Raw genomic sequence first — 20903 nt, forward strand, 5'->3', positions numbered from 1 at the left:
GACAGGCTAAATGAATCGTTGGACACGGTTCCCCTTTCGTTTGGACACAGGATTTTATTTTATAGGACAAAAGCGAATAAGGGGGTATGGATTGCCAAAAAAGATGGTTGTCGTTCACCGTCCGTTGGTTTTGAATGAATGACGACGTGGATGGAATGCCGTGTCGAGGATCGGACGGCTGCCCGGCAACGGACTCGTGGATGAAACAAAAAAGCCCGGAATCATTCAGATTCCGGGCTTCCTGGTCGGACCGGCGGGATTTGAACCCGCGACCCCTTGACCCCCAGTCAAGTGCGCTACCAAACTGCGCTACGGTCCGATGTTGCCGTGGCAACGAGTAGATAATCTAGCACATCATTTCCGAAGGTGCAAAATCGTGTGTCGCTGTCGGAGTGTTGCAAGGAATTGCAACGTTTTCCTGTCATGGATCAGACTCCGAACCGTATGAGTTCGCTGGCTACCATGCAGATGGTGTCGTCGATCAGCACGCTGTTCACCGCCCTCTGATCGAACATCTCATCGACCCATACCCGATAGGCGTCGTAATCCGGGTCGTCCGGCAGCGGACTGTGGGAATGCGAGTCCATATACGCCCGCCAGGATTCCTTGGTGTAATGCATTGGATTGGGAAATGCGCGAACCGTAGGATTGCGAAAGAACAGGGACTTCGTATCCGAGAAGTGCTGGATGCTGCCCGTGATGACATCCCCGTATTCGTCGCGCCGTTCCCTCCTCATCGCTGAGTCGAAAGACGTGACGTTGTATAGCGAAATCAGCAGATACCGTCCGTCGCGCGCAATACGACGACATTCAACGGCGAAGTCATCGGGGTTGAACCAGTGCATTGCCTGCGCCACCGTGACCACATCCACGCCATGTACAGGCAGAGCGGTGTGAGCGGCGGTGCCGGATACCACGGTCACGTTGTCGAGTCTTCGCGTATGGTCGATCAATTCCGCGCGCATGTCCGCATCCGGTTCGACCGCGTACACCGGCAGGCCAAGACGGGCCAGCGGAACGGTAAGTTTGCCCGTGCCGGCGCCGATATCCGCGATCGTCGTCTCGCTGTCGTCGATCGCAGAAGGCTCCTGCCGGATCAACTCGTCGATGTATCGGATCGCGACCGCAGGATAGTCCGGTCTTCCGGCATCGTACGCCTGCGCCTTGCCATGAAATTTCGTGTTCCCCATGCACTCCAGCATAGGAGCGATCGCTTGTCATGATCCGTTGATAATCGGGTTTCCGAAGTGGGATTGACGACATTTTGCCGGCTCCGCTGTTGTCTGCGCCGGGGTCTGATTGCCGTGGTCTGGTGTCGGAGGATACAGGAATGCCCCCGTACATGGCATGACGCATGAACGGGGGCATTCTCCTGCGGCTGACCGCTACTTGCGGCGCTTCTTCTCCCTGATCTTGACGGAGATCTGGATCGGTGAGCCTTCGAAACCGAACTCCTCGCGAAGGCTGCGCTCGATGTAACGGCGGTAGCCGTGCTCAAGGAAGCCGGTCGCGAAAATCACGAAACGCGGAGGACGGTTCGACGCCTGCGTGGCGAAGAGAATACGCGGCTGCTTGCCGCCGCGCAGAGGATGCGGATGCGCGGCCTGCAGCTGGCCGAGGAACGAATTGAGCTTGCCGGTAGGCACGCGCTTGTCCCAGGAATCCAACGCGGTGCGCATGGCCTTGGCCAGACGGTTGGTGTGCCAACCGGTCTTGGCGGACAGGTTGACGCGCTGCGCCCACGTCACACGGTCGAACTCGGTGGCCCACAGACGCTCGACGCGCTGACGGCCGAAATCATCGAGCGCATCCCATTTGTTGAACACCAGCACGACGGCTCGTCCGGCGTCCACCGCCTGACTCATCACCTTGAGGTCCTGATCCGAAATCGGCTGGGACACGTCGAACAGCACCAGGGCGAGTTCGGACCGTTCCAACGCGGCCTGGGTGCGAAGCGTCGAATAGTATTCGGCGCCCGACAGCTTGTGCAGACGACGCTTGATACCGGCGGTATCGATGAACAGCCAGTCCTCACCGTCCACGGCCACGATCTCGTCGACAGGATCGCGAGTGGTGCCGGCCAGATCGTTGACCACGGCACGGTCCTCGCCCGCCAGACGGTTCAGCAGGGACGATTTGCCGACATTCGGACGGCCAACCAAGGCGACACGGCGCAGATGCGACGGCGTAAGCAGACCGGAGGTCTTTTCAGCCTTCTTCAGCTTGTCCAACGCGGCGTCGAGCAGGTCTCCCACTCCCCTGCCGTGCATGGCGGACACCGAATACGGCTCGCCCATGCCCAGCTTCCAGAAATCGGCGGCAAGATACTCGTTGGCCTGCGAATCGACCTTGTTGACGGCCAGCGTCACCGGCTTGCCGGACTTGCGCAGCATTTTGACGATACGCTCATCGCTGGCGGTCATGCCCACCAGACCATCGACTACCAGCACTACGGCGTCGGCCATCTGCACGGCGATCTCGGCCTGATTGGCGATCGACGATTCGATGCCTTCGACGTCCGCTTCCCAGCCGCCGGTGTCAACCAGTTTGAAATCGGTTCCGGCCCATTCCGCATCGTAGCTGACGCGGTCGCGGGTCACACCGGGGGTGTCCTCCACCACGGCGGCGCGACGTCCCAGAATACGGTTGACCAGCGTGGACTTACCGACGTTCGGGCGTCCCACCACGGCCAGTACGCCCACGGCCTTGGGGCCGGTCTCGCGTCCGCCTTCGTGGAACGCGCCGTTGATCAGGCTTTCGTCCTCGGCGTCGAGCTCATAGTCGGCGAGATTCGCAGCATAGCTCTCATATGCCTGAGCCTCCATGGCGTCCTCGACCAGCTTGACGAGCACGTCCAGCGTCTCTCCGAAATCCAGATCGGAGTTGTCGACGGTGGTCACGCCGTCCGCGGCGCTCAGGAAGTTGGTGACCTTCGAATCGGCGCGGTCGCGGGCGGCCACGTCATCGACGCCCACACCGCCTTCGGCATGTTCGGACTGGGCCGACTGTGCGGCACGGCGCTGGGCGCGCACCTCCTCACGAGCGGTCAGCAGTACGCGAACCTCCGCGTCGGGAGCCACCACGGTGGTGATATCGCGCCCTTCGGCCACAATTCCGGCGCCGTTCGAGAAGGAATCGGGGCCATCTTCACCGGCGATGAACGCACGCTGCGCGGCGATCAGCAGACGACGGACGGACGGGATCGAAGACACCACCGAAACGTGCGACGACACTTCGGCGGAACGGATCTCCTCGGCGATGCTCTCGCCATCGGACAGCACATCGGGGTCATCCGGGTCCACGGAAATATCGAAATGGTCATCGGTGAAGAACCGTCCCACGGTGGCGGTGATGAGATCGGCATCCGGCTGTTCCGCATCAAGATCCACGCCCTGATTCAGACACCACCACGTCGCTGCGCGATACATGGCGCCCGTGTCGAGATACGCGAATCCGAAGTACTTGGCCAGCGCCTTGGACGTGGACGACTTGCCTACGCCGGCGGGACCGTCGATCGCAACGCGGATCACAGGCCGACCTCCTTCTCCAGGGACTTCACTTCGGTGGCGGACAGTACACGGTACGAACCGGGCTTGAGCTCACCGAGCTTGATCGGGCCGATCTGCGTGCGGATCAGACGACGGACCGGGAAGCCGATCGAGCCGAAGATGCGACGGACGATGCGGTTGCGCCCGGAATGCAGCACGACGCGCACCATGGTGAATTCGCGGTTCTGATCCAGGATCGAGCACTTGTCGAGCTTGACCCAGCCGTCGTCGAGCTTGACGCCGGTACGCACCAGACGTCGGCAGACATTGCCGCCAAGACGTCCTTCAACGGTGGCGATATAGGTCTTCGCCACCTCATACTTGGGGTGCATGACGTGCTGCGACAGCTCGCCGTCGTTCGTCATCAGGATCAGACCCTCGGAATCATAGTCGAGCCTGCCCATGTGGAAGACGCGCTCGTACTTGTCACCGATGATGTCACGCAGCGTCCAACGGCCCTTCGGGTCGCTCATGGTGGACAGCACGCGCTTCGGCTTGTTCAGGGCAAGCGTCACATGATGGTCGTCGATGTGGATGCGGGATCCGTCGACGAGAATCTTCTGACGCTTCGGATCGACTCGGGTTCCCAGCTCGGTCACCAGTTCGCCGTCGACCTCCACACGGCCTTCGGTGATGATCTCTTCGCACTTGCGACGGGATCCGAAGCCCGCCTGGGCCAAGACCTTCTGCAGACGAATGTTTTCGGAATCTCGATCGGAGCGACCGGATGATTTCTTGGAGGATGAATACTGTTCTGGCATCGTTCTCCCAACGTGGCCTTTCATAACTTGCATATCTACTGCTGTTTTCACAGATGATTCTCAGGAAATCACAGTGGTTACATTCTATCGGTACGCCTGAACCACTGGTAGCATATGAGACGTTTTGTCGGACTATCAAAGGACTTTCATGTCACAGACAACTCCGTCGGCACCCGTGCAGGAAACGGTGCCGGACACCGAGGACACCATCGTCGAACAGCCCGTTTCCGCGGTCGGCTCCCCCGTACCATCGGCCGACGCCATTCCGGCACTGAGCGCCTCCCCCATTGCCCGCGCGCTCGCCGAGTTTGCAGGTACGTTCTTCATCTGCTTTGCCATCTATGCCGTCAGCACCTATGGCACCGTGCTGTACGGCATCAACATTCTGCTCATCGCCGCGGTAATCGGCGTGGCCTATGCCGCTGCCACGGCCGCGTTCTCCCGTTTTTCGGGAGCGCACTTCAACCCCGCCATCACTCTGGCCGCAGCACTGACGTCTCGGATCTCCTGGCTCGACGCCCTGCTGTATCTGGTGGCTCAGGTGCTCGGCGGCATTGCTGCAGGCGCCGTGATCATCGCGATTCTGCCGACCACCGAGACGGTGGCGGCCAAGGCATGGCTCACCTATACGATCAACGGTTTCGATACCACGTCCCTGTCCTACCTGTCGAACAGCACACTGCAGCAGGCCGGATTGAGCTTCGGGTCCACCATGGCCATCGTCGTCGAGGTCGCCATGAGCCTGCTGGTGGTCGCCGCGGCCATCGTGACGATGCGCGAGGACGGCACGCCGTCGACCAACCGTACGACTGCCGTCGGTCTTGCCTATGGCGTTGCCGCAGCCGTCACCTATCCCATCACCGGAGCCGGTCTCAACCCGGTGCGATCCACCGGCATCGCGCTGTTCGCGCAGGGCAAGGGCCTGACCGTCGAGCCGCTGAGCCAGCTGTGGCTGTTCTGGATCTGCCCGCTGCTCGCCGGTGCCGTCGTGGCTCTGGTCATGCTGCTGAGCTCCACGTTCTCCGAAATGCTCGCCAAGAACGCCATGGCCAAGACGGCCGCCGCTGGTCTTGACTCCGTCGAGAACGTCGACGATGCGCCCGCTGACGACCAGTCGGAAGAAGCCGTTGCTGCCGTCGATGCTTCGGAAGCCGCCGACGCTTCCGATTCGACGTCTGCGACGAGCGAATCCGCGGATTCCGCCGAGTCCTCCGCAAACGAGTCGGCCAAGTAAAGCAATTCCAATCGCAAAAAGGGCTTGCACGATATTCTCGTGCAAGCCCTTTTTGCGTTTATCGGCATGGATCCGAACGGAAGATCACAGCAACACAATCGCCGCCCACGACGCCATCAGCCCGATCCCCAACGCGAATCCGAAGAAGGAATCGAAGCCGACGGATCGAATCTTCCACGGACTTCGCTCACGAAGCACCAGACGTACGGTGGCACAGACGATCGACGCTGCTGAAATAAGCAGCGTGGCCGCCAGCAGATGACCGAATGCGGCCAACACCGCGGAGACAAGCACGCAGGCCGCAACCCCCCATTCGAAGGGAGGCTTGCCTTCATGTGCCTCCGACACATACGGATGCGACTCCGCCCGAACTCCGTTCGGATCCTTCCGTGGTTTCACCTTCATACCTTGCCGAATCCCGCCGATCAGTGGAAGAAGTGACGGGTGCCGGTGAGGTACATGGTCACGCCGGCCTTCTTCGCAGCCTCGATCACCTCTTCATCGCGAATGGAGCCACCGGGCTGCACAATCGCCTTCACGCCGGCCTTGATCAGGATCTCGGCACCATCGGCGAAGGGGAAGAACGCATCGGATGCGGCAACGGAACCGGTGGTACGATCCGCGCCGTCGGCCAGCGTGTTCGCACGCTCGACGGCAAGGTTGCAGGAGTCCACACGATTCACCTGACCCATGCCGATACCGACAGTGGCCTGATCGTGAGCGACCAGAATGGCGTTGGACTTCACGCAGCGAATGGCACGCCAGGCAAACACGAGATCCTTGAGGGTCTCGGCATCGGCGGGCTCACCGGAGACGAGCTTCCAAGCATCCGGATCATCGCCGACGGCGTTGATGAGATCCGTGGACTGCACCAGCAGACCGCCGTCGATCTGACGGATCTGACGCTTGGCCTTCGGCGGCTCAGCCACCTTAAGAATGCGCAGGTTCTTCTTCTTGGTCTGCAGCAGCTCCAGAGCCTCGGGCTCGTAATCAGGGGCGACGATGACCTCGGTGAAGATCGGGCGAACGCCTTCGGCCATTTCCAGCGTGACCGTGGAATTGGCGGCGATCACACCACCATAGGCGCTCATCGGATCGCAGGCGTGCGCCTTCTTATGAGCCTCCGCCACGGTGGCACCGAGAGCCAGACCGCAGGGGTTGTTGTGCTTGACCACGGCGACGGCGATCTGCGGGGCGAAATCCCACACCGCACGCCACGCGGCATCGGCATCCACGTAGTTGTTGTAGCTCATCGGCTTGCCACCCAGCTGCTCGGCATGGGCGAAACCGTTACGGTTCAGCGGATCGAGGTACAGCGCGGCCTGCTGATGAGGGTTCTCGCCGTAGCGCAGCACGTGGGTGCGATCCCAGGTCTCGGTGAACGTGGCCGGGAACAGCTTCTCGTCGATCTGCGGTTCGTCGTTCGCCTCGTCCTTGATGAGGGACTGCGGCTTCGGCCACTGCTTGGACGTCCACTCGGTGATGGTGGCGTCATAGGCGGCGGTGTGGGCGAATGCCTTGGCGGCCAGGTAACGACGCTCCTCAAGCGTGAATCCGGTGCCGTTCTCCACGCGCTCGGCTACCAGGGCGTAATCGGCGGGATCGGTGACGATGGCCACGGTGGCATGGTTCTTGGCCGCGCCACGGACCATCGACGGGCCACCGATGTCGATCTTCTCGATGGTGTCCGCCTCATTGGCTCCGGAACGCACGGTGTCGGCGAACGGGTACAGGTTCACGACCACCAGGTCAAAGGGCTTGATACCAAGCTCGGCGAGCTGGTTCACATGCTCGGGGTTGGTCATATCGGCGAGGATACCGGCGTGAATGTGCGGATCCAGCGTCTTGACACGACCGTCAAGGCTCTCGGGGAATCCGGTGACCTGCTCGACGGGCGTGACGTTCACACCGAGTTCAGTGAGCTTCTTGGCGGTGGAACCCGTGGACACGACTTCGGTGCCGGCGGCCACGAAAGCCTTGGCCAGCACTTCGATGCCGTCCTTGTGGAACACGGACACCAATGCACGCTTGATGGGACGCGCGGTGTTTGACATTACTTGTCCTCCTTAGTTGTCGGATTGACGGATTCCGCCGAGGAAACGGTGCGGAAAGTCTTGGCTTCCACTGTAGAGGCAGTGGCGGATTGCGTGTCCGTCTTGCCGCCGCTGGCTACGGTGCGTGGCGTTCGCTCGTCGTCCGCCACGGCTTCCGTGGACTTGGTACTGGCCCTGTTGACGGAATCGGCATGCGTACGATTGCGGATGGTTTGCGACAGCTTGGCGATGCCGTATCGCGCCGCCACCGAGACGAGGCCAATAAGCCATGCGGCGAAGAATCCCAAGGCGGTGGGGCGAGCTAGCGCCTGAGTCGATGCGGCGACGTCCACACCGATGTGTGCCAGACGGTCATACCCCAATGAGCCATTGGACATGGCGAAGACGATCGGCAGCAGCACACTGATCAACACGCAGGTCAGACAGAATGCGATTGTCGGCGGTACGAACGTGTATACGGTCTTCCAGGAAACGAGCTGCGGCGTGTCGGCATCATCGGCATTTCGCGGCGGTGAGAAGGAGCTTCTCTGCTTGCGACCGAGCACATTGAACCGGCTGGAGGCAAACAGCTGCCACAGTCCGAGAATCATCGCCAGGGCAAAGGGGATGGCCATGAGCACGATTCGGGCCCATGGCAGTTCGACCGATTCGGGGAACAGGGCGAACACCGGGATGGTCGGCAATGACTGCGCCTGACCGTTCCACAGTGAGAACGTGGCAAGGGAACCGATAGAGAATCCCGCTCCGCTCACCCAGGACAGAGCCCATGCCATGAACGTCGGCAACCAGATCAGACTGGCGATCGTAGTCATGATCGCCGACCCCGTTTCCATGCCCATGCTGGAGAGCAGACGGCTCATGGCCGGATGATTCATTACGCTCCAGGTGCCTACCGTGATGAATGACATGAGGGTGAAGCATACGGCGATGATGACCGTCAACCGTACAGCGGCACGAACCGCCATGATCATCGACTCCGGCAGGAATGTGATGGCATCCCATGTGAAGTGTCGGGTCAGATTGGTACGGGGAATCAACGCCCATAGATACCCGACCGTGTACACGGCACCGGTCTTGAGCATGACGATGGGTATGGCGTCGATGATCACCATCTGTACCGTGGCGGCCATCCACGCGTGCATGGCCACCCAAAACACCAGCCCGGTCAGGAATCCCGACCATGAACACCCCAAACGGGCGGCCGCCGAACGAATCAGCACGACAAGCAGGATCGTCAGTCCCCAAGGAACCAATGTGAGTCGAACGGACTCGAATTCAAGTCCGATGCCCTGCGATAGCAGCATCACCGATTCGGTGAAGTCCATGGTGTAGTCGGTAACGCCCTGGCCGCCTTCCTCCATGGAGATGATCAGCAGCATCAGGGCGTTGAAACAGGCCAACGCTATGGCATACAAGGCAAGGGATAGTGCGGATACGCCCAGTCCCTTGCCAAAATCCTTCGGGGTCGGCCTCATGCGATGTTGTTCGCGGCCAGAATCTCGTGCATGATCTGGGCGGTCTGACCGGGAGTGCGGCCGACGCGGATGCCCACGGCCTCCAGCGCCTCCTTCTTCTCCTTCGCAGTGCCCTTGCCGCCCGAGACGATGGCGCCGGCATGGCCCATCTGCTTGCCTTCGGGGGCGGTGAAGCCGGCGATGTAGGCCACCAGCGGCTTGGTCATGTTGTCCTTGGCCCACTCGGCGACTTCCTGCTCGGCGCTGCCGCCGATCTCGCCGATCATCACAACGGCCTTGGTGTCCGGGTCGGCATTGAATGCCTGCACGGCCTCGAGCAGTGTAGTGCCCACGATGGGGTCGCCACCGGCGCCCAGCGCCGCGGTGAAGCCGATGTCGGACAGTTCGCCCATGAGCTGATAGGTCAGCGTTCCCGACTTGGACACCAGGCCCAGCGGGCCGCGCGGCACGATGCCATCCGGGATGATGCCCAGATTCACGCCATGCGGATCATCGCCGCTGCCGAAGGTGACCAGACCCGGGCAGTTCGGTCCGATGATGCGCACTCCCCTCTCCTGGGCAAGGGCCACGAAGTAGGCGGAGTCGGCGACCGGAATGCCTTCGGTGATGACCACGATCAGTTCGATACCGGCTTCGACGGCTTCGACGACGGCTCCCTTGGCAAAGCGCGGCGGGACGAAGACCACGCTGGCCTTGGCGCCAGTGGCCTCGCGTGCTTCGGCGCAGGTGCCGAACACCGGAACCTCAATCTGCTGGTCGCCCACGGTGAACGGTACCTTGGCACCGGCCTTACGCGGATTGACGCCGCCAACGATATGAGTGCCGGCCTTGAGCATGCGCGCGGTGTGCGTCATGCCCTGATGTCCGGTCATGCCCTGAACGATGACCGGAGCGCCATCTTCGATAAACAGTGTCATCGTGCATCTCCCTTGTTGTTCGCTGCGAGTTCGGCCGCCTTGGCCGCGGCCTGTTCCATGGTCTCGGCCACAAGAATGTGCGGATTGTTCGCCGTGGCGAGAATACGCAGACCCTCCTTGGCCTTGTTGCCATCGAAACGCACCACGATCGGTCGGATGCTGTTGATGGAAGAGATGGCCTCGAGAATGCCGTTGGCCACGTCCTCGCAGGAGGTGATGCCGCCGTACACGTTGATGAACGCCGAGTTGACCTCCGGGTCCGACAGCACGATCTCAAGGCTTTCGGCCATCACGGCCGCGGAAGCGCCGCCGCCGATGTCGAGGAAGTTCGCCGGCTTGATTCCGGTGCCCTGGCTTTCTCCGGCGCCGGCCACGGCGTCGAGCGAGCTCATGACCAGTCCCGCACCATTGCCGATGATGCCCACCTGACCGTCGAGATGCACGTAATGCAGGCCCAGTGCACGAGCCTGATTCTCCAGCGGGTCACCGGCGTTCGGGTCCACGAAGCGCTTCCAGCCATCGTGACGGAAGGCGGCGTTGTCGTCCAAGGAGATCTTGGCGTCAAGTGCGCACAGCGACTTCGAGGATTCATCGTCGGGATCGCCGATCTTCGCCAGCGGGTTGATCTCCACCAGCGTGGCGTCGGTGTCGCGGAATGCCTTCCACATGTTCAGCAGGATCCTGGCTGCCTGATCGCCATCGGCATGATAGAAGCCGATCTGCTCGGCCATGCGCTTGGCCGCATCCAGATCGAAGTCCTCCAATGGTTCGATGTGCAGACGCTTCACCGATTCGGGGTGGGCCTTGGCGATCTCCTCCACTTCGGTGCCGCCGTTCGCGGTGGCGAGCACGTCGTAGTCGCGAGACGTACGATCCACGGAAATCGACACGTAGTACTCGTGAAGAATGTTCTTTGCCTCGGCGACCAGCACGCCGTTGACCTTATGGCCATGGATCGTCATCGGGAACAGCTGCTCGGACAGCAGAATGGCCTCGTCGAGGTTATGGGCGATTTTGACTCCGCCCGCCTGGCCACGATGTCCGATCTTCACCTGAGCCTTGATCACGCAGGGGAAGCCGATCGTTTTCGTTGCCTCTGCCACATCATGGGAGTTCTGCGCGAAAATCGCGCGCGGCGTGGGGATGTCAGCCTCTTCGAGCAGCTCTCGCGCCTGGTATTCGTAAAGGTCCATGGGACGACCTCGTATTTCCTTTCGTCTCTAGCAAGTGGGAATGAGTCAATCTGCCGAACTCCGGAACCTTAAAAGATGAATTCCGGAAAACGGATTCCCGTCAGGCGGGCATGGTCAGCAGCGAAGACCGCTTGTGCCGACTGATGGACGCCGGCGTGGGAATGCCGGTCAGCTCCATGACAAAGCTGAATCCCGCCACGGTCGCACCGTGCTCCTGAATCAGCTTTTCAGCCGCCTGTGCGGTACCTCCGGTGGCAATGAGATCGTCGACGACCAGTACGCGTTCGCCGGGGCGAATGGCCTGATCCTCGACTTCAATGGCGGCGGTACCGTATTCGAGAGAATACTCCATACGCTTGGTGGGCGGCGGCAGTTTGCCCGCTTTGCGGATGGCGACGAATCCCTTGCCCAGATGAAGGGCCAGCGGAACGCCGATCAGAAAACCACGCGACTCCAGTCCGGCCACCACGTCGAATTCATCCGGGGAAACCGGCAGGGCCTTGGCCAGAGCGTCGATAAGAATGGAAAGCCCCTTCGCGTCGGCGAGAACGGGCATGAAGTCCCTGAAGTTGATGTCTTCCTTCGGGAAACCGGGAATGGTGCGGATCAGAGACAGCAGATATTCCGCGTTCTCCTCCCCCACGGACGACAGCTGGTTGACGGTGATATCGGATGTCATTGTCTTCACCCCTGACGAAATATATGGCCGGCACCCAAGGGAGCCGGCCACGGTTTGCCAATATATCGTTTGGCGGACCCGCGTCCTACTTGGCGGGCTCGTCCTTCTTGCCCTCGGTATCCTTGTCGGATTCCTCGGACGTTACGGTTTCGGTGTTCTCATGAGCGTCGGAAGGATTGACGTAATCGGCCGATTCGTTGGGCTCGTCCTTGGTGTCCGCGGCCTCGGCCTGATCGGCCTCCTCGTTCTTGGCCTTCTGTTCGCGCTCGTACTCCTCATCGGACACGTAGTTCGGCACCACCGGCGGTTCGGTGATCGCCTGAATGCGCCAACGGCTCAACGTGCCTTCGGAATTGATGACGATCTGGTCGGCATCGAGATCGACCTCTTCAACAACGCCGATCAGACCGGAGAACGTGGCAACCGGGTCGCCCTTCTTCAGGTTCGTGCGGAAGTCCTGCACCTGACCCTGCTTCTTCTTGGACTGGCGGGACTGGTACCACATCATGCCGGCGAAGACGACGATGATGGCGATGAGCATCATGGTGTTTGAATTACCACCCATAATGTTTTGATCTCCTTTGCAGGCTAGTCGTGATGTTCCCAAGTGGTTGAAAACCCTCAGGAACCAACCCATTCAGGCTAAAACAGCACATTGACATCATCTGGTGGGGTAATCCCCAGATGCTCCCATGCGCGGGAGGTGGCCACGCGCCCCTTCGGTGTGCGAACAAGAAAACCCTCGCGCACCAGATACGGTTCGCAGACGGTCTCCACCGTCTCCGATTCCTCACCCACCATGGCCGCAAGATTGTTCAGTCCCACCGGGCCGCCGTTGAAGCTGCCACAGATGGCTCTGAGTACGGCGATGTCCAGCCGGTCCAGCCCCTCCACGTCGATCTGATACAGGTCCAGCGCCTCCTGCACGGCTGTCGCATCGACATGATCGAGATCATGCACCACGGCCCAGTCCCGCACTCGACGCAGCAGCCGGTTCGCGATTCGCGGCGTTCCTCGAGAACGGCGCGCCAGCTGATCGGCGGCGTCCTCGTCGATGCTCACCCCCAGCACGCCTGCCGAACGCAGGATCAGCTTGCGCATCTCGTCCTTCGGATAGAAGTCCAGATGCGCAGTGAAACCGAATCGCGCTCGCAACGGCGACGGCAGCATGCCCTCACGGGTCGTGGCACCCACCACGGTGAACCTTGGCAGGGTCAGCGGGATGGACGAAGCGCCCGGTCCCTTGCCCACCACGACGTCCACGCGGAAATCCTCCATGGCGATGTACAGCAATTCCTCCGCGGCACGGGGAAGGCGATGGATCTCATCGATGAACAGCACCTCGCCCTCTTCCAGGGACGACAATATGGACGCCAGATCCCCGGCATGCTGGATGGCCGGACCCGAGGTGATACGAATCGGGGAATCGAGCTCGTTCGCCACGATCATGGCCAACGTGGTCTTGCCCAGACCGGGAGGGCCGGCCAGCAGGATATGATCCGGCGGCACCCCCCGCTTCATGGCGGCGTTGAGGAATAGTTTCATCTGCGCCTTGAGGCGCGGCTGGCCGATGAACTCGTCGAGCCCGGACGGGCGCAACTCTTCGTCGCTGACCTGATCGGTCCCCATGGGAGTCGCGGAGACCATGCGCAGGGACTCTTCCCTGGCGCCGTCGTTGGTCTGCATGTTGTCGTCCATCATCATCGACTACCTCCCCCTATCCATGGATGCCAGCGTGGTCTTGAGCAACTTCGGCACGTCCTTGGACGTGATCGGACCTTCATGATGCTCGCTTTGCAATACGCGACGCACCGCCTGCACGGCGTCACGCTGCTGCCAGCCCAGCGAGACCAGCGCCTCGACGACCTGCTCGGTACCGGAATCCTGCGCCTCCTCCGGCACCTGCGCTCCGCCTTCGATCTCATCGAGGTCGATCGAGCCCTTGAGCTCGAGAATGATCTTTTGTGCGCCCTTCTTCCCCAATCCCGGGGCCTTGGCCAGAGCGGCGGCATCTCCGCTCGCCACGGCGCTCATCAGTTGCGTGGGGCCAAGTGTCGAGACAATGGACAACGCCACCTTCGGGCCGACTCCACTGACCTTCTGCAGACTGAGAAACAGATCCTTCGACGCTTTGGACAGAAATCCGTACAGAGCGATGGCGTCCTGCGAAACGGTCATGCGGGTGAAGACCGTCGTTTTCTGCCCGATGTGCATGGAGGCCAGATCACTGCCCGGCATGCGAACCTCGTAGCCCACTCCCCCCACTTCGATGATCGCGGCGTCCTTCATGACCGCCGCAATCGTGCCGTTCAGGCTTGCGATCATCGGCTACCTCATTTCCCAACGATAGATTTCGAACATCTGTTCGTATTGTAGCGGAAGGTGAGAACGGTGTCTACATGCCACGATGAAGCATGTTGCCCCCACGGTTCGCCTTGCGCGTCGCCTCGGCCCACTGCCGTTGCGCCTGGGTGAGATGCTGTTCGCGCTCGCCACCCTGCAGAGCCCCGGATGGACGGAGGGCATGGCAGATGGCCAATGCCAGAGCGTCGGCGGCGTCCGCCGGTGTCGGCATCGTGTTGAGATTGAGAATGCGGGTGACCATGCGCTCGACCTGGATCTTCTGTGCCTGTCCGTTGCCCGTGATGGCCAGTTTGGCCTCGGTCGGCGTGTGCAATGCCACGGGAATGCCGCGCTGTGCCGCAGCCAGCATGGCCACTCCGGCCGCCTGGGCGGTGCCGAGCACGGTATTGCGGTTGGCCTGGGCGAACACGCGCTCGATCGATACCGCGTCGGGGATGAACTCGTCGAGTTTCGTGCACAGTCCCCGGTATATCTTGAGCAGTCGCAGATCCTGCGACTCGTGTGGATCGGAACGGACGACATCGACGTGAATAAAGGAAAGCCGGCGGGATGCGCCGGCTTCCACAACGCCGACTCCGCACCTGGTGAGTCCGGGGTCGACTCCAAGAATGATCATGAAATGAATCCCTTGGTTGTTTGCTGGAGGATCGTATTACTCCTCGTCCAGCTGGGCCATGATCTCGTCGGTGGCCTTCCACGTGCTGTAGATGTTCTGCACGTCGTCGAGGTCGTCGAGGGCGTCGATCAGCTTGGACACCTTGCGGGCGCCTTCGAGATCGAGCTCGATCTCGTTCTGGGCGACCATGGCGGTTTCGGCGGAATCATAGTCGATGCCGGCATCCTGCAGGGCCTTGCGGACGGGGATCAGGTCGCTCGGGCTGGTGGTGACGGTGAACACGTCGCCGTCCTCGGTCACGTCCTCGGCACCGGCCTCGGCGGCGATCTCGAACAGGTTGTCGAAGTCCACGCCTTCGGCCGGGACCTCGATGAGGCCCTTACGCTCGAAGTTGAAGCTCACGGAGCCGTTCTCGGCCAGGGAGCCGCCGTTCTTGGACAGGGTGGAACGCACGTCGGCGGCCGCACGGTTGCGGTTGTCGGTCAGGCATTCGATGATCAGGCCAACGCCGCCGGGAGCGTAGCCCTCGTAGACGATGTCCTCATAGTTGGCGCCGCCGGCTTCCTCACCGGAACCACGCTTGACGGCACGCTTGATGTTGTCGGCCGGCATGGAGTTCTTCTTGGCCTTGACGATGGCGTCGTACAGGGCCGGGTTGCCGTTCGGGTCACCGCCGCCCTGACGGGCCGCGATCTCGATGTTCTTGATGAGCTTGGCGAAGAGCTTGCCACGCTTGGCGTCGATGGCCGCCTTCTTGTGCTTCGTAGTCGCCCACTTGGAATGTCCTGACATGACTCTCCTAAGAATTATGAATGGTTAAACAGTGCGATTTTATGGTGGTATGCCGACAACGCCGGCCCAGGGAACGCATATGGTCGTCTTGCGGACCAGGGGCCGGCGTTGTCGGGTGCCGGAATGGATACCGGCATGAAAGCGGTCGAGTGATCAGTCCTCGGTCGCCGCGGCGAAGTCGTCGGCGGAGTTGACCTGCACGCGCTTGGCGATCACCTTGAGGATCGAGGCCTTGGCCTGGTCCACCGGCACGCCGTTGAGCTGGCTGCCGTCGCGGAAGCGGAAGCTCACCGCGTTCTTGTTCATGTCGTCCTCGCCCACGATGAGCGTGAACGGCACCTTGGACTTGGAGGCGTTGCGGATCTTCTTGCCGAAGCGATCGTCGGAGGAGTCGATCTCGCAGCGCACCATGTTGTCCTCCAGCTCGTGGATGAACTTCTCCAGATGCGGGGCGAATTCGTCGGCCACCGGGATGCCGGTCACCTGCACGGGGGCGAGCCATGCCGGGAACGCGCCGGCGTAGTGCTCGAGCAGGATGGCGAAGAAGCGCTCGATGGAGCCGAACAGCGCGCGGTGGATCATCACGGGGCGCTGGTGCGTGCCGTCCTTCGCGATGTACTCGAGCTTGAAGCGCTCGGGCAGGTTGAAGTCCAGCTGGATCGTGGAGACCTGCCAGGTGCGGCCGATGGCGTCGCGGGCCTGCACGGAGATCTTCGGACCGTAGAAGGCGGCGCCGCCCGGATCGGCCACGAGTTCGAGACCGGACTCCTTGGCGACCTCGGCCAGCGTGCTGGTGGCCTCCTCCCAGATCTCGTCCGAGCCGACGAACTTGTGCTCGTCCTTGGTGGACAGCTCCAGGTAGAAGTCGTTGAGGCCGAAGTCCTTGAGCAGGCCGAGCACGAAGTTCAGCAGGCTCTTGAGCTCGTCCTTCATCTGCTCGCGGGTGCAGTAGATGTGGGAGTCGTCCTGGGTCAGGCCGCGCACGCGGGTCAGGCCGTGCACCTCACCGGACTTCTCGTAGCGGTAGACGGTGCCGAACTCGAAGAGACGCAGCGGCAGTTCCTTGTAGCTGCGCTGGCGGGACTTGAAGATCAGGTTGTGCATCGGGCAGTTCATCGGCTTGAGGTAGTAGTCGAAGCCCTGCTTGGTGATGTTGCCGTTCTCGTCGCGCTCCTCGTCGAGGCGCATCGGCGGGTACATGCCGTCCTTGTACCACTGCAGGTGGCCGGAGGTCTCGTACAGGCCGCCCTTGGTGATGTGCGGGGTCTGCACGAAGCTGTAGTGGTGCTTGCGGTGCTGCTCGCGTGAGTAGTCCTCCATGGCGTTGATGATCGCGGCGCCCTTGGGGTGGAATACGGCCAGACCCGGTCCGATCTCATCCGGGAAGGAGAACAGGTCCATCTCCTGGCCGAGCTTGCGGTGGTCGCGCTTGGCGGCCTCCTCCAGCTTGGTCTGGTAGTCCTTCAGCGCCTCCTTGGTGAAGAAGGCCACGCCGTAGATGCGCTGCAGCATCGGGTTCTTCTCGCTGCCGCGCCAGTAGGCGGCGGCGCTGCGCTCCAGCTTGAACGCCTTGATGAAGCGGGTGTTGGGCAGGTGGGGTCCACGGCACAGGTCCTTCCATACCACGTTGCCGTCACGATCCACGTTGTCGTAGAAGCTCAGCTCGGATTCGCTCACCTCGGTGGCTGCCTCCGGGTCGAGATGCGCCTCCTTGTCCTTGATCAGCTCGATCTTGTACGGCTGATCCTTCTCCTCCTCGAGGGCCTCCTCCTCGGTGACCGCGCGGCGGCGGAAGGTCTGGCCGGACTTGATGATGCGCTGCATGCGCTTCTCGATCTCCTTGAGATCGGCAGGGGTGAACGGTTCGTCCACATCGAAGTCGTAGTAGAAGCCGTTCTTGATCACCGGGCCGATGCCGAGCTTGGCCTCGGGGCGGATCTGCTGCACGGCCTGAGCCATCACATGGGTGGCGGAGTGGCGCATGATCGCCAGACCGTCCTCGCTATCCAGGGCGACGGGCTCGACCTTGTCGCCGTCATGCAGCGGCGTGTACAGGTCACGCAGCTCGCCGTTCAGACGCACGGCGATGATGTTCTTGTCGTCGGCGAACAGTTCGACGCCGGTGGTGGTTGCTTCCACCTCCTTCGCCTCATCGTCGACCGTGATGGAGATGGTAGCTTGCGCCATGGTATGTCCTTTGCTATCGGGGGTCCGCGTTACTAATGTGCAGGCCTGGACTGAACTTGACGATGCAACTGTATGTGTCGTCGGCGACAATCGCCGCGCCTCGTGTGAGCGTGCGCAATCGTTGGAATCACGCTCAGAGCTGCCGGTGGATATAGGCGGCCATGCTGCCGCGGGACAACACCACGCATCCCAATGTGAGCAAGGTCACACAAGTCAGCATCGATGCCATCGCGAACATGGCCGATCCCGTCGGCTCGAATATCGTGCGTTGCACCCAAGCAAGGATCAGCATCGCCCACGCCAAGCCAATGCCGTGACCAAGCACCGTCAGCAGCGTGTTCGCCACAATATAGATCAGAGCCGTGGGATTCTTTCCGGCACCAAGACTGCGGTACAGGGCGAACTCATGCCGACGGAACACCAAGGGCAGAAACAGCAACAGGAACGCCAAAGCGCCGCCAGCCGCCCACAGGAACCGGGTGGGACGGGACATGTACCGGTCAAGTAACTTGCCGGCGTCGGACTGCGTCATCGGCGTGACCGATATGGTGGACCGACCGTCGTCCAACGCCGCCGACAGCCATCCCACCGCCTGTTCGTCATCCGTCATCGCACCGGGAACAAACTCCACATAACAGTCGGTGAGACTGCCCTGCGGCGCCGTATACGACCACAGCTGCGTCGTATCGGCAAAGCCGCGTTCCGCCTCGACCACATGGGCCGTGGCGGTCTCAACGGAACCGTCATCCATTCTGATCCGCACATTATCCCCATCGGATACGCCGATCTCCGCGGCCGTTCGACGTTCGATGAAGAATCCATCGTCGTAATCGGAGGCATTCTCCGCCGACAGGATTCGGGTGATGTCGCCAACCACGGGAACATAGGAGAAATGCCGTCCGGGAGCCTTGACGATCGTCACCGCCCGGGATCCGAATACCCCAGCCGCCGCATTCACCGACGGATTCGTGTTCAATGACGCGCACAATGCGGCGCTGATCCGTCCGGTACCATCGTCACCCGCGGCATGCGCATGATACACGTTCAGCCCTGCCGAGACCGCCTGATCATGCTCGGCCATGATCTCGTACCGCGACGAAGCGTCAAGAAACGCGCACGCACCCGTAAGCACGGCCATCGCAGCCACCAGCAGCAACGTCATCAGCCGTTGCGCGGCCAACGTCCGTCCCACCTGACGCAGCACCACGCGAAACGACCACTCAACATCATGTTGTTTAGTAATATTTCGTGTCACGACACCGTTCCGGGCATTACGTCGCCCATGCCGTCCCCGACCAGCATCTGAGCTACTCATCGGAAGCCTCCGCCACCATGTCGCAGTCATCCATCCGATGTGCATCCCCACCCTTGACGGAATGAATCCGCCCATCCTCCAGGCGCACGACGCGCTCGCAGTACGAGGCCACATACTCGTCATGCGTCACGATCACCATCGTCGTGCCATGGCCGCGCGCCTTCGCGATCGCATTCATCACCAACGTGGTGGTCGCGTGATCCAACTGGCCGGTCGGCTCGTCGGCCAACACCACAGGCGGCCGACACGCTAGGGCGCGGGCGATCTGCACGCGCTGCTGCTGACCGCCCGACAACGTGTTGACCCGATGATCGGCATAGCCATCCAGACCCACATCGGCAAGCATCTCCTGTACACGGGCCTCACGGGTCCGCGCGTTCCATGGCGCGGTGCTGATCGCGATGTCGATGTTCTGCCGAACCGTCTGCCGGGCCAACAGCATCGGCGTCTGAAAGATCCACCGCATACGACCAATCGACGTATCGCAACGAACCACGCCTTCACTTGGCTTCAGAATGCCGCCGATGATCTGCAGCAACGTCGTCTTGCCCGACCCGGAGGGACCGACCAACGCGATCATCTGACCATCCGGAATCGTCAACGTCACCCCATCCAGCACCGCCGGGCCCAGCGGCGAATACCGGAAGCGTACGTCAATCATTTCGATGGGCATTGCGCGCCCTCCCCCATGATCGCCAACGGATCGGCCAGCACATAGAAGCCCGCCAGATCGTCGGTATACTGCACGTGCGTCTTCCCCAACGTGCCGCTGGTCACCGTCACCGAAACGGCACGATACTTCGCATCCTTCGACGAATACTTGCCATACACGCACGTACCGCCACCATCCTTATCGGTCAGCACGGCGGCGGACGGCACCGACAACGCCTGAACCGGCTGCTCATACCGCAACGACACCTGATACTGCCTCGCATCGGCATTCGACGAATCATCCGCCTGCAAACGGCTCAGCAGATCCTGATTCACATCCTCGGCCCTGCTCACCGTGGCCACATCCTGCCCATTCTGACTCAACACATATGTGCCGTTGAACGCGAACGGGCCACCAGCAGTGGCCGTACTGATCGCATCCAACGACGAAGCCGAAACGAACACCGGCTCCCCCACGGCCGGCGCCTGCTGATTCACCTGCACGTTCACCGAACCGACCGCCAGCTGATCGGCCGGAAGCCACACCAGCCAACCCGGATCGAACACTCCGGACGGGTCCGTGACCCCGATACGCTTCTCCAACGCGATCACCGCAACACGCGTGGCATCATCGAACACCGTATTCGGCTTGCGCTTGAAATACCCCAACGTCTGCAGCACCGACTCCAGATCGCGCACATCCTCGCCCTTGTCGTTCACCGTCAACGACCGGTAGAACGGGGACGCGCTCGCCGCGGCCAGACGAGCCACGCCATCGATTTTCAACAGTTCGGTTCCGGTGGACACAGTGGCGCCAGGCGCAATGGACACGCCGGTGACCGTTCCCTGCCATGACGGCGCGAACACGGTCATGCCCTGCTTATAGGTGGCGGTGATGGTGGCGTTCACCGATCCATCATCGGTGATGGTCGTCGGCTTCTGGAGAATCGCCGTGGGTTTGGGCGCCAGTTCCTCGGGATCCTGCGCCTGCACCCAGGAGAACACGCCCACTCCTACCAGTGGCACTACCGCCAGCATCACGATGATCAGCCACGACACCACACGCTTCATTGCGCTAATCCCCCTTGTCGCCGTCGGTTTTCGTCGGTATTCAGAC

The 20903-nt window shown here is 61.5% G+C and carries 19 protein-coding genes and 1 tRNA gene; 1 reads left to right on the forward strand and 19 read right to left on the reverse strand.

The window, feature by feature from the left end:
• Positions 1–242 precede the first annotated feature (242 nt).
• From D2E23_RS00185 to D2E23_RS00200, 4 genes are all read right to left on the reverse strand, one after another.
• Positions 243–319, reverse strand: a tRNA-Pro gene (locus D2E23_RS00185).
• A gap of 109 nt (positions 320–428) precedes the next feature.
• Positions 429–1190 (reverse strand): class I SAM-dependent methyltransferase, encoded by a 762-nt coding sequence (locus tag D2E23_RS00190; RefSeq protein ID WP_164520596.1) that lies wholly within the window; start codon positions 1188–1190, stop codon positions 429–431.
• 195 nt (positions 1191–1385) lie between these two features.
• Positions 1386–3530, reverse strand: a complete 2145-nt coding sequence (der, locus tag D2E23_RS00195) for a bifunctional cytidylate kinase/GTPase Der (protein ID WP_126029019.1) — start codon at positions 3528–3530, stop codon at positions 1386–1388.
• Positions 3527–4309 (reverse strand): pseudouridine synthase, encoded by a 783-nt coding sequence (locus D2E23_RS00200; RefSeq protein ID WP_126029020.1) that lies wholly within the window; start codon positions 4307–4309, stop codon positions 3527–3529. The genes der and D2E23_RS00200 overlap by 4 nt, the downstream gene beginning before the upstream one ends.
• 148 nt (positions 4310–4457) lie before the next feature.
• Here D2E23_RS00200 and D2E23_RS00205 point away from each other — a divergent pair, with 148 nt between their 5' ends.
• Positions 4458–5543 carry an MIP/aquaporin family protein gene (locus tag D2E23_RS00205; protein WP_126029021.1) on the forward strand — a complete coding sequence of 362 codons (1086 nt, stop codon included), beginning with the start codon at positions 4458–4460 and terminating at the stop codon, positions 5541–5543.
• A gap of 84 nt (positions 5544–5627) precedes the next feature.
• On the opposite strand, the gene D2E23_RS00210 is transcribed toward D2E23_RS00205, so the two are convergent.
• From D2E23_RS00210 to D2E23_RS00280, 15 genes are all read right to left on the reverse strand, one after another.
• Positions 5628–5948, reverse strand: a complete 321-nt coding sequence (locus tag D2E23_RS00210) for a DUF3017 domain-containing protein (RefSeq protein ID WP_126029022.1) — start codon at positions 5946–5948, stop codon at positions 5628–5630.
• A gap of 20 nt (positions 5949–5968) precedes the next feature.
• Entirely contained in the window at positions 5969–7597 is a 1629-nt protein-coding gene (gene purH / locus D2E23_RS00215; protein ID WP_126029023.1) for a bifunctional phosphoribosylaminoimidazolecarboxamide formyltransferase/IMP cyclohydrolase, read from the reverse strand.
• On the reverse strand, positions 7597–9072 hold the full coding sequence (locus tag D2E23_RS00220; RefSeq protein ID WP_126029024.1) for a cell division protein PerM: 1476 nt from the start codon (positions 9070–9072) through the stop codon (positions 7597–7599). Before D2E23_RS00220 ends, purH begins: the two co-directional genes overlap by 1 nt.
• On the reverse strand, positions 9069–9989 hold the full coding sequence (gene sucD / locus D2E23_RS00225) for a succinate--CoA ligase subunit alpha (RefSeq protein ID WP_126029025.1): 921 nt from the start codon (positions 9987–9989) through the stop codon (positions 9069–9071). Before sucD ends, D2E23_RS00220 begins: the two co-directional genes overlap by 4 nt.
• The gene (sucC, locus tag D2E23_RS00230) at positions 9986–11182 is read right to left on the reverse strand and encodes an ADP-forming succinate--CoA ligase subunit beta (RefSeq protein WP_126029026.1); all 1197 of its coding nucleotides are present in this window, start codon (positions 11180–11182) and stop codon (positions 9986–9988) included. The genes sucD and sucC overlap by 4 nt, the downstream gene beginning before the upstream one ends.
• Positions 11183–11282: 100 nt before the next feature.
• The gene (locus tag D2E23_RS00235) at positions 11283–11861 is read right to left on the reverse strand and encodes an adenine phosphoribosyltransferase (protein ID WP_126029027.1); all 579 of its coding nucleotides are present in this window, start codon (positions 11859–11861) and stop codon (positions 11283–11285) included.
• 85 nt (positions 11862–11946) lie between these two features.
• Positions 11947–12426 carry a preprotein translocase subunit YajC gene (locus tag D2E23_RS00240; RefSeq protein WP_164520597.1) on the reverse strand — a complete coding sequence of 160 codons (480 nt, stop codon included), beginning with the start codon at positions 12424–12426 and terminating at the stop codon, positions 11947–11949.
• Positions 12427–12503: 77 nt separating this feature from the next.
• A complete protein-coding gene (gene ruvB, locus D2E23_RS00245) occupies positions 12504–13565 on the reverse strand; it encodes a Holliday junction branch migration DNA helicase RuvB (RefSeq protein ID WP_420829304.1) in 1062 nt (353 codons plus the stop codon).
• 3 nt (positions 13566–13568) lie between these two features.
• Positions 13569–14186: a Holliday junction branch migration protein RuvA gene (ruvA, locus tag D2E23_RS00250; RefSeq protein ID WP_126029029.1), complete on the reverse strand. Its 618-nt coding sequence runs from the start codon at positions 14184–14186 to the stop codon at positions 13569–13571.
• 70 nt (positions 14187–14256) lie between these two features.
• Entirely contained in the window at positions 14257–14841 is a 585-nt protein-coding gene (gene ruvC, locus D2E23_RS00255) for a crossover junction endodeoxyribonuclease RuvC (protein WP_126029030.1), read from the reverse strand.
• A gap of 36 nt (positions 14842–14877) precedes the next feature.
• The gene (locus D2E23_RS00260; RefSeq protein ID WP_093959522.1) at positions 14878–15633 is read right to left on the reverse strand and encodes a YebC/PmpR family DNA-binding transcriptional regulator; all 756 of its coding nucleotides are present in this window, start codon (positions 15631–15633) and stop codon (positions 14878–14880) included.
• Positions 15634–15786: 153 nt separating this feature from the next.
• A complete protein-coding gene (gene thrS / locus D2E23_RS00265; protein ID WP_126029031.1) occupies positions 15787–17820 on the reverse strand; it encodes a threonine--tRNA ligase in 2034 nt (677 codons plus the stop codon).
• Between the two features lie 133 nt (positions 17821–17953).
• The gene (locus D2E23_RS00270) at positions 17954–19027 is read right to left on the reverse strand and encodes a hypothetical protein (RefSeq protein ID WP_126029032.1); all 1074 of its coding nucleotides are present in this window, start codon (positions 19025–19027) and stop codon (positions 17954–17956) included.
• A gap of 100 nt (positions 19028–19127) precedes the next feature.
• Complete coding sequence (locus D2E23_RS00275; RefSeq protein ID WP_126029033.1) at positions 19128–19808, reverse strand: ABC transporter ATP-binding protein; 681 nt, start codon at positions 19806–19808, stop codon at positions 19128–19130.
• Entirely contained in the window at positions 19793–20857 is a 1065-nt protein-coding gene (locus D2E23_RS00280) for a peptidoglycan-binding domain-containing protein (protein ID WP_164520598.1), read from the reverse strand. The genes D2E23_RS00275 and D2E23_RS00280 overlap by 16 nt, the downstream gene beginning before the upstream one ends.
• Positions 20858–20903: the final 46 nt, after the last annotated feature.

The sequence above is a fragment of the Bifidobacterium callimiconis genome (genome assembly GCF_003952005.1).
Taxonomy (GTDB): domain Bacteria; phylum Actinomycetota; class Actinomycetes; order Actinomycetales; family Bifidobacteriaceae; genus Galliscardovia; species Galliscardovia callimiconis.